The sequence below is a fragment of the Rhodospirillales bacterium genome (assembly GCA_028824295.1).
Taxonomy (GTDB): domain Bacteria; phylum Pseudomonadota; class Alphaproteobacteria; order TMED109; family TMED109; genus VXPW01.
The window spans coordinates 1-13,272 of record JAPPED010000027.1; the positions used below are offsets into that span (position 1 = coordinate 1).

A 13,272-nucleotide genomic window follows, 5' to 3' on the forward strand; every position below is an offset into this window, starting at 1 on the left:
CCCCCTCGCGCCCGTCGAAGCGCGTGAGCGCCCCACCGCCCCACAGCGCGCCGAATCCGCTCTCCGCTCCGCCGGCCGAGAGCGAGAACGAGGAGCCCGTCAGAAGCTCGCGCTCCGTCCCCGCGCGCGTCTCGAAGCCGAGCGCGTCCTCCTGCGCGCCCCTTAGCCACGCGGCAAGCGTGCCGGGCCCGGCGTCTGCGTCGGCCGGCGAAGACTCCTCGCCCCAGGCCGCCGCCTCGCCGCCGACCCGTTGGCCGGCGAGGTTCACCTCCGCGCCGGGCGCCCGCGCCGCCCCCATCCGGCCCTCCACCGCATCGATCACCTGGTCGGCAACCGTGCGCCCAAAGCGCGCGAGCCACCCAGCCGGTATCGGGTCGTCGTTGACGATGGTGCCCGTCGCCTCCCCCCGGTTGATGGTGATGGTCCTCGACGCGTCGTCGCACAGTTCCGCGTCGCTGATCCTGACCCTCACCGTCTCCCCGCCGTCGTCGATCGAGTCGTCGAGGATGCGGACGAATTCGGTCCACTCGGTGACCTCGGGCGGCTGCCACAGCGTCGACCTCGGACGCTGCAAGTAGTCGACCCCCTCGCTCGCCGTGCCGGTGCCGAGGGTCTCGAAGTCGTAGCAGACATACTCGTCCAGCGACCGCGAGAGCTTGATGGTGAAGTGCAGCCAGCCGCCTCCCTCACTCCCCCACGCGTTCTCGATCCGCATGTTCACGTCCGGCAACGGGGTCCTGCTGCTCGCGGGCGCGTCGATCGTCCCCGTCGCCTGCCCCGTGGTGATCGACAGCGGGCCGAACTCGGCCCCCCGGGGTGTGATCACCCGCGCATTGGTGATCTCGACGTTCACCGTCTCGCCGGCGTCGGCGGCGGCATCCTCCATCAGCGCAACCGAACCCGGTCGCACCGTTTCCCCTGCCGAGAAGACGATCCGGTAGCTCGCCTCCTGGTAGTCGGCGTTCGCGGTGGCGGTGCCGCCCGAAACGGTCCGGAAGTCGACCGCGATGGTCGCGCTCACCGCCTTCGACAGGCTGACGTCGAAGGCGAGGTTGGCGGAATCCTCGGTGCCGCTGGTGTCGGCGATCGAGAGGCTCGGCAGGCTGCCGAGGTCGGGCGGCTCCGTGTCGGTGCTCAGGGTCAGCGCAGGCGAGCCGTCGAGCTGGCCCCCGCCCCCGGTGCACAGGGCGCCCTGCTCGCTGCAGGGCCGGTCGCCGCGCAAGGTGACGGTAACGGGCTCCGTCTCGTCGACCGGCGCCACCGTCATGCGCCAGTGATTGCTGTAGAGATTGCCCCCTGCGCGCTCCTTGTGGATGCGCTTCGCCTTGACCATGTGCCCGTTGGTCACGCTGAAGGCATGATCGCGCATCTCCCGGTGAGGGATGCTCACGCCTTCGGACAGCCTGAGGTCGAACCGGTATCGCAGGGCGCCGTTGGCGAAGAGAGCTTCGGCGGAGTCCAGCGCCGGGATGAGGGGGGGTACCCAGTTGCTGCCCCTGACGTTCATCATGATGGCCGCGGTAACTAAAGTTCCATTGAGCCTGAAGGCATTTTCGATAAGCCATCCTGCGGCCCCCGTCTCGGCATCGCTGTTCGTCACTCCTATTTGGAAATCGTGCGTGTGGTTGCCGACGCCAACGATATTCACCAGGTATCCGGTATTCGGAAGCAATCTGGTATTTGAAGGTGCCGTGAAATCGTTCACGGCTCCTTCGTTCAGCGGGGACGGAGTGCTTAGCGTAGCCACCAGATCGCCCAGATTGTTGGTCTCGCTGCTGTCGAACCTGTGAACCGAAACCGTCATGGTTTCAGTGCTCGAAGAATTGTCCTCGTGGATGTGGATTCCGACGGAGCTCAGATCGTAGCCCGTCGTATTGCCACCGGTCGTAAATCGCTGCGCTATTCTGCCGGATGCAGAGTTTCCTGCGTTTATAGCGTTGTCGCGACCTTCACCTGCGTTGCTGACAAGCGTCGTTTGGGCCTGTGCGGCGGTGGCCGCGGCGAACAGCAGGGCCAGGGTGGCGGGCAGCGCGAGCACGAGGCCGGCGCCGGGGGGCGCGGCCCCGAAACCAAACGTCCTGAGTGCCGCCGCGACCGGGGATGCCCGCGGCCGGACGCCGTCTTTGCGGAGACCTGACCGGAACACGCTCACTGCTCGCCTTCCTTGCGCCCGATGGCCGACGATGTCGGGCGCAACTTCTTGTCGCGGTTTCTCGCAGTCCTGAGCTTGCACCTTCGCCAGCGGCTGCCGCCGTCGAGCGCGACGCCCTCGTAGAGGCCCTGTGCGACCGACATGGTGTTGCGCACACCGAAGCCGAGCCGGCGCGAGGCCTCTTGCTGCAGGGTCGCCGTGGTGAAGGGCAGGACGGGATCGCGCCGGACCGCGTCCCGTTCGACCGAGGCGACGCGGAAGACGCCTGCGCAGGTGCGCTCCGCGACTCTTTCCGCCGCTGCCGCGCTCAGGCTCATCGCCGCCGCCGCGGAGAAGGGGCGGCCCGGGGCTGCCGTCGGTGAAGCGCGCGCCGGTCCATGTCCCGCCCGGCCGCCGTGGCGGCCGTGTTGCCGAGTCCAAGACCCAATCCCTTAAGGGCTCGGGGGCGCAATTGGAAATGCCGATGCGGTGAATCTGCATGCCTGCCGAGCCATGCCGGCGGGGCGGGGCGCCGCCGCTTCGAGTGCCGCATTCGGAAGCGTCCCGGCGCCCCCGTCCGCCAGAACCCCCGGTCCCATAAGGCGAAGCTATCCGCGCGATAAGAAAACGCTCTTGGACACAGCTGGCGGCTGCCTACATGTCGTGATCAGGTACCCCTGCGCAGGGGTGACGATTAGGAGGCAGGCGGACGGCAGACAGCATGGGACACCCCGGGACACAGACATGGCAGCAAGCGGCCCGCCCGCCCGGGCGGCAGCCCGGCCGTCCGGAGCCCGGAGCGCGCTGACATGTTCGAGCGGCGCAGCGACCTGGTCCGGCTCCTGGCCGTCGCCGATGCGAAGCGGATCGTCACCGCCGCCGACCGGCTCGCCATAACCCAGCCGGCGCTCAGCCGCGTCGTCGCGCGCCTAGAGCGGGAGTTCGGCGGCAGTCTGTTTGAGCGCCTCCCCGCCGGCGTGCGCCCGACCCCGCTCGGCAACCTGGTGGTCGGGCACGCACGCCGCATCCTGCGCGAGATCGGGGACGGCGAGGAGGCAGTGGCGACGGCGCTCGCCGGACGCACCGGCCGGTTCCGCGTCACCGCCTCACCGGTGTGGATGCAGGCCGTGGTCACCCCCGCCATCCAGGCGTTCCACGCCGCCTTCCCCGAGGTCGAGCTGAAGCTCTGCACCGCCGCCTGGCGCGAGGGCGTACGGCTGCTCGACGACGGAAGGTGCGACCTGCATTGCGGCGGGATCGACACCGGCGAGGCCCTGCCGCCGCACCTCCGGCGCGAGCGCTTCCTGGACGTGACCGGGGGCATCGTCGCGGCAATCGGCCATCCGCTCCATGCCACCGGGCCGGAGCCCGGCGATCTCGACAGCTGGCCCTGGATCGATTTCGACGGACCGGCCGGGGCCGATTCCGGCCGGCCGGCCCTGGCAGTGATCCTCGACGAGCTGCGCCAACTCACCGGCGGGCCGGGGCGTGCCGTCCTCCGCGCGGGCTCGGCCGGCCTGACGCTGCTCGCCGCCGGCCCGTGGCTCGCCTGGCTGCCCCTCGACCTGCTCGAACGGCTGCCCGGAACGCCACTCCGCGCGCTGCCAATCGCCTTCGGCCGGCGCCGCTACCGGGCCGGCTTCGTGGCCCGCCGCTCGGCCGAGGACCTGGAGCCGTTCCGCGCCCTCGAACAGGCGGTGCGCGACGCCGCGCTCGGGCGAAGCTCCTGACCGTCCGAATTAAGCGTGGCTCGACCTCGACGATCCGCCGCGTCAGGGGACGGAGGCGGCCGATTGTGGGTCGGCGGGTTTGAGCACTAAGGCTGCTTTCCGGCGGTCTCCGACGCCCGCCCGAGGGCGCCGACAGGCCGGTCGCCCAGCCCGTCGATGATCGGGCAGTCCGGCCTGTCGTCGCCCTTGCAGGCATCGACCAGGTGGGCGAGCTCGTCGTGCAGTGACTGCAATTCGCGCTGCTTCTTCGCGATCTCCTCCAGCCGCCTGGTCGCGATGCGCTTCACGTCAGCGCTCGACCGCCGCTGGTCCTCGTAGAGGCTCAGCAGTTCCCGGCACTCGTCGATCGAGAAGCCGAACTCCCGCGCCCGGCGCACGAACACGAGCTTCCGCACGGCGCTCTCGTCGTAGGTCCTGTATCCCGTCTCCGAGCGGGACGGCGCCGATACCAGCCCGATGTCCGCATAGTAGCGGACCGTCTTCACCGGCAGGCCGGCTGCGTTCGAGGCGGCGGAAATATTCACCGGCGGCCCCCTTGACCTTCCGGTTACTGGAGACCCTATGTTCCGAACAGGGACGGATCAAGAGGGTGTCCGCATGACCGCCATCGCCGCGAGAGGGGCCATCGACTGGCGCAGCCGGCACACCTGGCGCCTGGCCTCGAAGAACACCGCTTGGTGCCTGCTCGGCTGCGTCATCGGCGATTTCGGCACCATCGCCTTTTTCCAGTTCACCGGCATCCCCTGGCCGACGCTGGCGATCATGACCCTCGCCATCGTGAACGGGCTGCTGACCTCGATCGCGCTGGAGACCGTGATCCTGGTCCGCCAGATGGAATTGCGGACCGCCTGCCGGACCGCGATTGGAATGTCCTTCATCTCGATGATCGCCATGGAGGCGATGATGAACGGGGTCGACTGGATGCTGACTGGCGGGGCCAAGCTCACGTGGTGGGTCGTACCGATCATGCTAGCGGCGGGCTTCGTCACGCCGCTGCCCTACAACTACTGGCGCCTGAAGGCGCTCGGGCGGGCATGTCACTGAAGCGGGCCGCGATCCCGTCCTGTCCCGCCGCTGGTCCACGTCATCTACGAACCCGGCGCCGATCGATGCGCCGATCCGGCCCCTGCCGACGGCGCGGGCTCCCGAGCCAGACCGAACCCGGGCGGTCCGCCTCACCCTCGTCATGCAGGGCGGCGCCATGGGCGGGCGACACATCGGCAGCGACTTGTGGGCCTTCAACGCCCGCTCGGGTTTGTCCGAAGCGCCGTGGCATCGCTTCGCCCGCGGCGAGACGGCCCTGATCATGCTGCGCACCGACACCGTGTTCCCGCACGGCATCCACCTGCACGGCCACGATTTCCACGAGGTCTGGGACGACGGCGTCCTCGGTCACTGCCGGGACGCCACCCCGGTCGACCGGCGGGCGAGCCGCGACATCCCTTGCGTGTCCGACAATCCCGGCAAATGGCTTCTGCATTGCCACACACTCGGCCACCAAGCATCCGGCATGAAGACTTGGGTGGAGGTGGCATGATGCGCGCCCTGCTGCCGGTCGTCCTGCTCTGGCCCGCGCTGGCCCTCGCCGACCACGAACTCGACGACCGCGACATCCACAACGGGCAGATTCTGTACAGGGAGCACTGCGCCTCCTGTCACGGCGTCCGGCTCGAAGGGCAGCCGAACTGGCGGCGGCCGGGCGAGGACGGGCTCCTGCCGGCCCCGCCCCACGACGAAACCGGCCATACTTGGCATCACGACAACCGGCTTCTGTTCGACTACACCAAACTCGGCGGCGCGGGCCTCATGGAGGCCAGGGGCATCGCCGGGTTCGAGAGCGGCATGCCGGGTCTCGGCGACGTCATGAGCGACGACGAGATCTGGGACGTCCTGGCGTACATCCGCTCGACCTGGCCCGAGCGCATCCGGGATATCCAAGCCAAGAGAAACCCGGAACACGGACGATGACCAGATCTCGTCCTTCACGGCCCGGCGGATCGCCATCCGCGCGATAAGCGGAACCGGGGTTGAACCATCCGACGCCTCCCTCCGGTACTAGCAATTGGGGGCAGCATCGACCACACCGACGAAGCTCGCGCCGAAGGCCGGAACCGCTGCCGGCGGCCCTATCCCGAAGCGCCGCCTGTTCATGCACTACGGCATGCCGGTCCGCCGCGTCGTCCCTGCGAGGGTTGCTCGGGAGGATCCTCGCCCGCAAATGACTCCGTTTGGCAAGCCACGACAACCGCAGAGCCCGAACGCAGAGCCCGAAACCGTGATGAGTGCGCAAACTGGGGACGGCCGCAGAAGCGCCCGGAACCCGGGCATCGCGTTCCGGAGGCGCGCCTCCCGCGAACTTCCGGAAGCCTGCTCAGCCGCCGTCGTCACCTCCCCCGAGCTCCGGCATGAGGCCTCCAGGGATCGGGCGTGCCGCGGCCGCGCTGTGGTGCCCGCCGGACACAGCGGATACCGCAGAGGACGATATGCGCTACCACCGCATCTGCCACGAGCTTCAGTCGGTCGTGATCGCCGGGCCTGCGCCGCTTCGGCCAGAGATGCTCCGCCTCGCACAGCGCCATGTGCACCGTGAACGTCAGGTCGCCCCGGGAGACTGGGATGTCGTGATCGGCCGGCATTGAGTTCGTCGCCCGGCAGCCAGCAGCGCGCGTACTTGCGGTAGGGCTCGGCCACGTCGAAGTCGCCAGACCTCACGGCATCGACCGCGACCTCGAACGGGTCGACGCGCTCATCGAGATTGACGTGCAGCCCCAGGATGAACCGACTGCCCGAGTTGACGGAGCAGTAACCGCTCAGGTCGACGTTGCGCCGGTCGAGACGGCTGGTCCAGTTCAGCGTGTAGTCCTGCCTGTCCGTCTCCAGGACGAGGTCCTTCGGGAACCGCAGGGTCTCGTCGATCAGCGCCCGGTCCACGGCGCCTGAGTAAGCGCGGCAGCGCGAATAGATGAAGTCGACAATGGGGTAGTACGCCTTCATGGACTTCAGCCGCACACCGCGTCCGGTGCCGCGCACCGGAGACTTGTTGGCGATCCGGCTCAACACATCTGCCGCCAGGGTCTGGTGCTCCGCATGTAGGCGGACCGGAAGCGATACAAGGACCTTCCTCCCACACGCCTTGCACTGAAAGTACTGGCGGTCGCCCGAGGCCGGGCGACCGCGCCTGATGTAGGCCTCGGGGTGCAGGGCGATGGAGCGGCCGTGGTTCCTGCATGCTGGATTCCGGCAACTCACGGTCTCCTCCAGTCGCCACAGCCCGCCGGTGTCCGCGAACCGCTCGATCTCGGCGACAATGCAGGCGTTTGACTTTAGCTGCGGGCTCTCATTGCACGCCTTGTAGCGGATGGAGGGCACCGTACCCTTGATGATGGTGCTGGCCAGCTTGTACGCGGGGTCCCTGCCTGCCGAGGGGCCGGTTTCGCGTGTCGGGTGCGCGCCGGCACGCGGAAGCTCCTGCAACTGGGCGCCCGGCAATGGTTGACCTGGATGATTCGTTCGTTTCCGAACAGATCCACGGATGCCGCCAGAGGCACGCGCGGGTGCTTCTTCTTGGGTGATGTGGTCTTGGCTCAGGGCAATTCGTCTCGCTCCCGGTACTGACCGTTCAGGGAAGGGATTCGGGATGCAGGAAGTTTACTATGCTCTTATCTTTTTCTTTAAATGTTCTCTTGTTATGGAATATTATGCCAGGTTGGAAAACACCTTAAGTAACGGAATGGGATGGAGAAATTGACCTTTACGCACCAAAATGGGAAACGCCTAGCCCTCCGCCGCCGCCCTAGCCGTACCGGATATCGGCACTATTCCGCCCCGGTACCGATATTAGATACTGTCTATAAGGGTATCGAAGGCCGGAGGAACCACGCCAAGATTCGGGAGTTTGCGCCTTTTTTCATTGGACGATCCAAAGACAAAATAGACGCTCCTAAAGTTGAGTGAAGCTTCGGTGCACCAGCTTTGCTAATGCAGATCTTTTCCCGTGATTTGAACAGATTATGCATATAACAAACAAGCATTAACTCGCTGAAATCCGCGCTCGGGGCGGAGGATGTGCCGTCATGCCCGGAGCCGACAACCCCAGAGCCCCGCTGGAGGCCTCAGTCACTCTCTTGAGGAAAACCAAGACCATCCAGGTCAATCCGTGTCGCAACCCCAACTGCAAGCACTACGGCGTTCCCGCCCGGACCCGGACCGTCTGGAACGCATGACCGCGGCGAAGGAGCGCTTCAGCGCGGCGTGACGCGGTCACGGCGGAGCGCATGTCCGCCGCCGCAGCCTACTTCCCCCAGACATCGCCCAGGAAGCGCAGCCAGTTCTCGCCGAGGACCTTGCGAATCCGGGTCTCGCTCCAGCCGCGGCGAACCATCGCGGCGGTCAGGTTACGGAACTCGCTGATGGTGGCGAGCCCCTTCGGCTGGTGCGGGACCCGAGGCGTTCCCGGCATCAGCAGCCGCCCGTGACCCTTGTCGTGGCTAAGCCACTCGAAGAACGCGACATCCTGGTCCTGCGTGAAGTCGGTGCCGATACCCACCGCGTCCTCGCCGGCCACATCGATCACGTACTCGAACACCTCGACGCACTGGTCCACCGTGGTCTCGTCGCCCCAGGGGAGGAACGGCGTGTAGGTCGCGACCCCGACGAAGCCGCCCCGCTCCACCACCGCCCGCATCTCGGCATCGGTCTTGTTGCGCGGGTGTTCCATGACTCCGCTGGGGCAGCAGTGGGTGTAGGCGACGGGCTTCGCCGAGTGGCTCACCGCGTCCGCGCTCGTCTTCGGACCCACGTGGGAGAGGTCGACGAGCACCCCGCACCGGTTCATCTCGTCGATCACGTCGCGACCGAAGTCTGACAGCCCCCCGTCGTGCGACTCCCAGCACCCGCTTCCCACGAGGTTCTGCGTGTTGTAGGTGAGCTGCATCACTCGCACCCCGAGGTCACGGAACACCTCGACGAACTCGGCCTTGTCCTCAAGCGCCGAGGTGTTCTGCCAGCCGAGGATGATGCCGGTGCGCCCCTCCCGCTTCGCGCGCCGGATGTCGTCGGTGCCGTGCACCTGCAGGAGCAGGTCGTCGTGCTCGCCAAACCATCGCTTCCACCGCGCGACGTTCTCCATCGTAACCCGGAACCCTTCCCAGACCGAGCAGGTGCAGTTCGCAGCGGTCACCCCGCCCGCGCGCATCTCCTCGAACACGGAGCGGCTCCACCTGGAAATGATCAGTCCGTCGACCAGAATCGCGCCATCGTGAAGGTCAACCGGGTTCATTCCGACATCTCCATTCGCGTCGCTCGACAGGCGGCGAAGGTAACATGCAGCTCCGGACGCCTCCGTCGACGGAGACATTGACACGTGTCATGCGGCTGTCTTGCGCCGTTCCGCGTCATCAGGCCCGGCGAGTCGGAAGCCGATTCCTCATATTGACGACGGACCAATTCACGGGGCCAGATCACGGGACAGGCCGGGCCGGACAAGCTAGGAAGGGACGCATGGATCCGCGAATACGTGGCCGACCCGGCGCCAGCGGGGCGGCGTCATGACGGCGCCTGCGCGCTACGACTACATCGTCGTCGGTGCCGGATCGGCGGGGGCGGTGCTGGCCGCGCGGCTGAGCGAGGTGCCGCGCAACCGCGTGCTGCTGCTCGAAGCTGGCCGGGCCCGCCATCCCCTGTCGCGCCTGCCGGTGAGCTTTGGGTTGTTCATCGACCATCCAGGCGTCAACTGGCGTTACGTTTCCGACCCCGAGCCCGGAACGGCGAACCGCACGATCCCCGTGCCTCGCGGCAAGCTTCTTGGTGGTTCCTCGTCGATCAACGGCCTCGTCTACGTACGCGGCCAGCCGCTCGACTACGACACATGGTCGCAGTTCGGCAACCGCGGCTGGGGCTGGGCCGACGTGGCGCCGGTCTTCGAGCGCATGGAGGACTATCGCGGCGGTGGCAAGGGGCGCGGCTCCGGCGGGCCGCTTGGCGTCTCCGAGGTGCCCGACCGCAACCCGCTCTACGATGCCTGGTTCGCCGCTGCCGGGGCGCTCGGCAATGGTTGACCTGAATGATTCGTTCGGTTCCGGACAGGTCCACGGATGCCGCCAGGGGCACGCGCGGGTACTTCTTCTTGGGTGATGCGGCCTTGGTTCTGGGCAAATCGTCGCTTTCCGTGTACTAACCGTTTAGGGAAGTAAATCGGGACGCGAGAACCCCGTATTGTTCTTATATATTCTGATAATGTTCCTGCATTGCGGGATTTTGTGCCAGGATGGAAACAGCCTTAAGTAGCGGAATGGAATGAAGAGCTTGACCTTTACGGATCAAAATAGAAAACGCCTAGCCCTCCGCCAACTTTTGTTCATAGCGCCCCCCGTCGTACTGCTACCCGACCTGATTGCTGCGCCGGCTACGCACGATGTCGCTAATGCGGTTCTGCGGAATGCCGAGTGCCCTCGATAAGCTGTTGGCGCTGAGCTCATACGGCTCCATGAAGTCCTCGCGGAAAGTTACACCCGTGCGTATGGGCCCGATCATCGGTGATAGTTGGCTACCTCTACGTTGGTGTGACCGTCGTTCCAGTCGAGGAGTCTTGCCCCGGGGGGTGTTTCGCAGGCCATCCAGTGTGGCGGCCGTGTGAAGAACATTGAGCCCACGTTTGGCTTGGGCCTGAACTCTCTGGAAACGACGCACCCGCCGGTCAAGCCAATCTGCATCCTCGTCCGCGAACGACGGTATCGCCTTGGCGGATCTGCAATTCGGTGTTCGTATATTTCGAGGCTGCTCGGCCGGTCGGCTGAGTGCTGCTTCCCTCGGCAGTTCCCGGCCCGACGACACGGGTCGGGAGCCGCTGTGAGACAATGTTGATGATCGGCGCGTTTTGGCAGCCGCCTAAAGGGAATGCCGGGCGATGGGACCCCATCGGTCGGGGTGGTGGCTCCGCTCGCCTGTCGGTCGCTGACGACAACACCTAGACTCCGATGGTCATGCCCGCCCCGCCTTCCCACGCGTCCATCGTCATCGTCGGTGGCGGCATCATCGGCCTGAGCCTCGCCTACCACCTGGCGCGACGGGGCCGTGAAGGCGTGGTACTTCTGGAGCGCCGGCAATTCACGTGCGGCACCACCTGGCACGCCGCTGGCCTCGTGCGCTCTGCCGCTCCGTACCCTGCGCTCGCCGCGATTCTTGCCGATTCGGCGCGCCTCTACGCCGAACTGGAGTCCGAGACCGGCCAAGCGACCGGATTCCGCCAGACCGGCTCGATCTACACCGCCAGCAACGCGGAACGCTGGGCCGAGTTGCAACGCGCGGCCGCAAGCGCGCGTGCCCTGGGAGCCGAAGTGGAGCTTTGCACGCCGGATGACCTCAAGTGTGTCTGGCCGCTCCTCCGTGTGGACGATCTGATTGGTGGGAGTTTCTTTGCTGGCGATGGCCAGACCAATCCCGCCGACACTGCTGCCGCCCTCGCCAAGGGCGCTCGGCAGGCCGGCGCGCAACTGCTGGAAAACGTGACGGTCACCGGGATTCGCACGGCTGACGGCCGCGTCACCGGCATCGAGACGGAGGCCGGCGCGATCGCGACGGACTGCGTCGCCAACTGTGCCGGCATGTGGGCACGCCAGATCGGACTCATGGCCGGCACCGCCGTGCCGCTGCACGCGGCTGAACACTTCTATGTCGTGACGGAACCGAAGCCGGATATTGTGCCCGGTCTCCCGGTCATGCGTGACCAGGACGGCTCCATCTATTTCAAGGAGGACGCCGGCAAACTGCTGATCGGGGCCTTCGAGCCGGTCGCCAAGCCATGGGGCATGGATGGCATTCCGGACGATTTCTGTTTCGACCAGCTGCCCGACGACTGGGACCATTTCGAGCCGATGCTGGAAGCGGCACTGCACCGTATTCCGGCGCTCCACGACATCGGCATCCGCACGTTCTTCAACGGGCCGGAGAGCTTCACGCCCGATCAGGCGTTTCATCTTGGCCCCGCCGGCAACGTCGAGGGCTTTTGGATCGCCGCCGGCTTCAATTCGATCGGAATCCAAGCGGCAGGGGGCGTTGGCCAACGGCTCGCTGAATGGATCGAGGAAGGCGTGCCTCCCTGCGACCTCTCGGCCTTCGACCCGCGCCGCATGCAGCCGTTCCAGAACGCCAAGTCCTACCTGAAGACCCGCGTCAGTGAGGCGCTCGGGCTGCTCTATGCCATGCACTGGCCCTACCGTCAGTTCGAGACCGCGCGTGACCAGCGACAATCTCCCGTGCACGAGGTGCTGGCTCAGGCCGGCGCGTGTTTCGGCGAGGTCGCCGGCTGGGAACGCGCCAATTGGTTTGCGTCGCCCGGTCAAGAACCGGCCTACGTCTACAGCTACGGTCGCCAGAACTGGTTCGGGGCAAGCGCCGCCGAACATCGTCGCGTCCGCGAAGCCACCGGCGTCTTCGACCTCACGTCCTTCGGCAAGTTTCTCGTGGAAGGTCCGGATGCCGAGGCGCTGCTTCAATGGGTTTCCGCGAATGACGTGGGCGGCCCGCCCGGCAGCGTCATCTACACGCAATGGCTGAATGCCGCTGCCGGCATCGAGGCGGACCTCACGGTCACCCGCCTGACCGACACGCGGTACTTGGTCGTGTCCGCGGCCGCCACGGCGGCACGCGATCTCGCCCGGCTGCGCGCGGAGGCGCGAGACCGGCGCGTGGAAATCATCGACGCGACCGAATCCTGGGCGGTGTTTGCCGTGATGGGGCCCGGGTCGCGCGCGCTGCTGCAGCCGCTGACGTCGGCCGATCTTGCGGGTCCGGCGTTTCCCTTTGCCGCTTCGCGGAAGATCGAATTGGCAGGGGTGCCCGTCCGCGCATCGCGAATCAGCTACGTCGGCGAACTTGGCTGGGAACTCTACGTGCCATGGAATGAAGCCGAGCGCGTATTCGCGGCGCTACGGGAGGTCGGTGCGACGCAAGCGGGCATGCATGCGCTCGACAGCCTGCGCATCGAGAAGGCTTACCGTCACTGGGGTCACGACATCGCTCCGTCCGACACTCCGCTCGAGGCCGGCCTCGGATTTGCGGTGAAGCCCGATGCGAAAGAGTTCCTCGGACGCGACGCTTACCTCCGCGCCCGGGACGCCCGTCCCACCCGGAGAATGATGCAGTTTCGGTTGCGGGATCCGGAGCCCCTGTTGTTTGGCCACGAGCCGATCCTCGCGGATGGCCGGACGGCGGGCACGCTCACCTCCGGAAGCTACGGGCACACGCTGGGCGGCGCCGTGGGCTTGGGCTACGTCCCCGCAGAGATGCTCGACGCCACGGACTTCGCCATCAACGTCGCTGGCACGATCGTCCTCGCGGACGCCTCCCTCCGCCCCCTGTACGATCCGGCCGGCACCAGAATGCGCGATACCTGACCCACCGCTCCCCTGCTTG

10 protein-coding genes and 1 pseudogene are annotated in these 13,272 nt (G+C 66.7%); 6 read left to right on the forward strand and 5 right to left on the reverse strand.

Annotated features, from left to right (window positions below; translation table 11 throughout):
- The coding region (locus tag OXH60_11205; protein ID MDE0712687.1) for a hypothetical protein at window positions 1-2,152 on the reverse strand (2,152 nt) is incomplete at its 3' end.
- A gap of 98 nt (window positions 2,153-2,250) precedes the next feature.
- Window positions 2,251-2,460: pseudogene (locus tag OXH60_11210) on the reverse strand (DNA topoisomerase).
- Window positions 2,461-2,940: 480 nt separating this feature from the next.
- On the opposite strand from OXH60_11210, the gene OXH60_11215 reads away from it, so the two are divergent.
- Entirely contained in the window at window positions 2,941-3,861 is a 921-nt protein-coding gene (locus OXH60_11215; protein ID MDE0712688.1) for a LysR family transcriptional regulator, read from the forward strand.
- Between the two features lie 86 nt (window positions 3,862-3,947).
- Here the strand turns inward: OXH60_11215 and cueR are convergent, their stop codons facing one another.
- Window positions 3,948-4,385 carry a Cu(I)-responsive transcriptional regulator gene (gene cueR / locus OXH60_11220; GenBank protein MDE0712689.1) on the reverse strand — a complete coding sequence of 146 codons (438 nt, stop codon included), beginning with the start codon at window positions 4,383-4,385 and terminating at the stop codon, window positions 3,948-3,950.
- A 73-nt stretch (window positions 4,386-4,458) separates the two neighbouring features.
- Here cueR and OXH60_11225 point away from each other — a divergent pair, with 73 nt between their 5' ends.
- The 3 genes from OXH60_11225 (at window position 4,459) to OXH60_11235 (ending at window position 5,829) form a co-directional block, all read left to right on the forward strand.
- Complete coding sequence (locus OXH60_11225; GenBank protein MDE0712690.1) at window positions 4,459-4,905, forward strand: DUF4396 domain-containing protein; 447 nt, start codon at window positions 4,459-4,461, stop codon at window positions 4,903-4,905.
- 142 nt (window positions 4,906-5,047) lie between these two features.
- On the forward strand, window positions 5,048-5,398 hold the full coding sequence (locus OXH60_11230; GenBank protein ID MDE0712691.1) for a multicopper oxidase domain-containing protein: 351 nt from the start codon (window positions 5,048-5,050) through the stop codon (window positions 5,396-5,398).
- Window positions 5,395-5,829, forward strand: coding sequence for a cytochrome c (locus tag OXH60_11235; GenBank protein MDE0712692.1), 435 nt, complete (start codon window positions 5,395-5,397; stop codon window positions 5,827-5,829). Before OXH60_11230 ends, OXH60_11235 begins: the two co-directional genes overlap by 4 nt.
- Before the next feature lie 186 nt (window positions 5,830-6,015).
- On the opposite strand, the gene OXH60_11240 is transcribed toward OXH60_11235, so the two are convergent.
- Together OXH60_11240 and OXH60_11245 are read right to left on the reverse strand one after the other, a co-directional pair.
- Window positions 6,016-7,335: a hypothetical protein gene (locus OXH60_11240; protein MDE0712693.1), complete on the reverse strand. Its 1,320-nt coding sequence runs from the start codon at window positions 7,333-7,335 to the stop codon at window positions 6,016-6,018.
- Between the two features lie 817 nt (window positions 7,336-8,152).
- Window positions 8,153-9,139 carry a dipeptidase gene (locus OXH60_11245; GenBank protein MDE0712694.1) on the reverse strand — a complete coding sequence of 329 codons (987 nt, stop codon included), beginning with the start codon at window positions 9,137-9,139 and terminating at the stop codon, window positions 8,153-8,155.
- 268 nt (window positions 9,140-9,407) lie between these two features.
- On the opposite strand from OXH60_11245, the gene OXH60_11250 reads away from it, so the two are divergent.
- Both OXH60_11250 and OXH60_11255 read left to right on the forward strand, forming a co-directional pair.
- Entirely contained in the window at window positions 9,408-9,917 is a 510-nt protein-coding gene (locus tag OXH60_11250; GenBank protein MDE0712695.1) for a GMC family oxidoreductase N-terminal domain-containing protein, read from the forward strand.
- A gap of 924 nt (window positions 9,918-10,841) precedes the next feature.
- Window positions 10,842-13,253, forward strand: a complete 2,412-nt coding sequence (locus tag OXH60_11255) for an FAD-dependent oxidoreductase (protein MDE0712696.1) — start codon at window positions 10,842-10,844, stop codon at window positions 13,251-13,253.
- Window positions 13,254-13,272 lie beyond the last annotated feature (19 nt).

Excerpts from the sequence above, each read along its gene's own strand:
- OXH60_11215 (MDE0712688.1), top strand. The coding sequence starts at position 2,941 with ATGTTCGAGCGGCGCAGCGACCTGGTCCGGCTCCTGGCCGTCGCCGAT.
- OXH60_11225 (MDE0712690.1), top strand. The coding sequence starts at position 4,459 with ATGACCGCCATCGCCGCGAGAGGGGCCATCGACTGGCGCAGCCGGCAC.
- OXH60_11230 (MDE0712691.1), top strand. The coding sequence starts at position 5,048 with ATGCAGGGCGGCGCCATGGGCGGGCGACACATCGGCAGCGACTTGTGG.
- OXH60_11235 (MDE0712692.1), top strand. The coding sequence starts at position 5,395 with ATGATGCGCGCCCTGCTGCCGGTCGTCCTGCTCTGGCCCGCGCTGGCC.
- OXH60_11245 (MDE0712694.1), bottom strand. The coding sequence starts at position 9,139 with ATGAACCCGGTTGACCTTCACGATGGCGCGATTCTGGTCGACGGACTG.
- OXH60_11250 (MDE0712695.1), top strand. The coding sequence starts at position 9,408 with ATGACGGCGCCTGCGCGCTACGACTACATCGTCGTCGGTGCCGGATCG.
- OXH60_11255 (MDE0712696.1), top strand. The coding sequence starts at position 10,842 with ATGCCCGCCCCGCCTTCCCACGCGTCCATCGTCATCGTCGGTGGCGGC.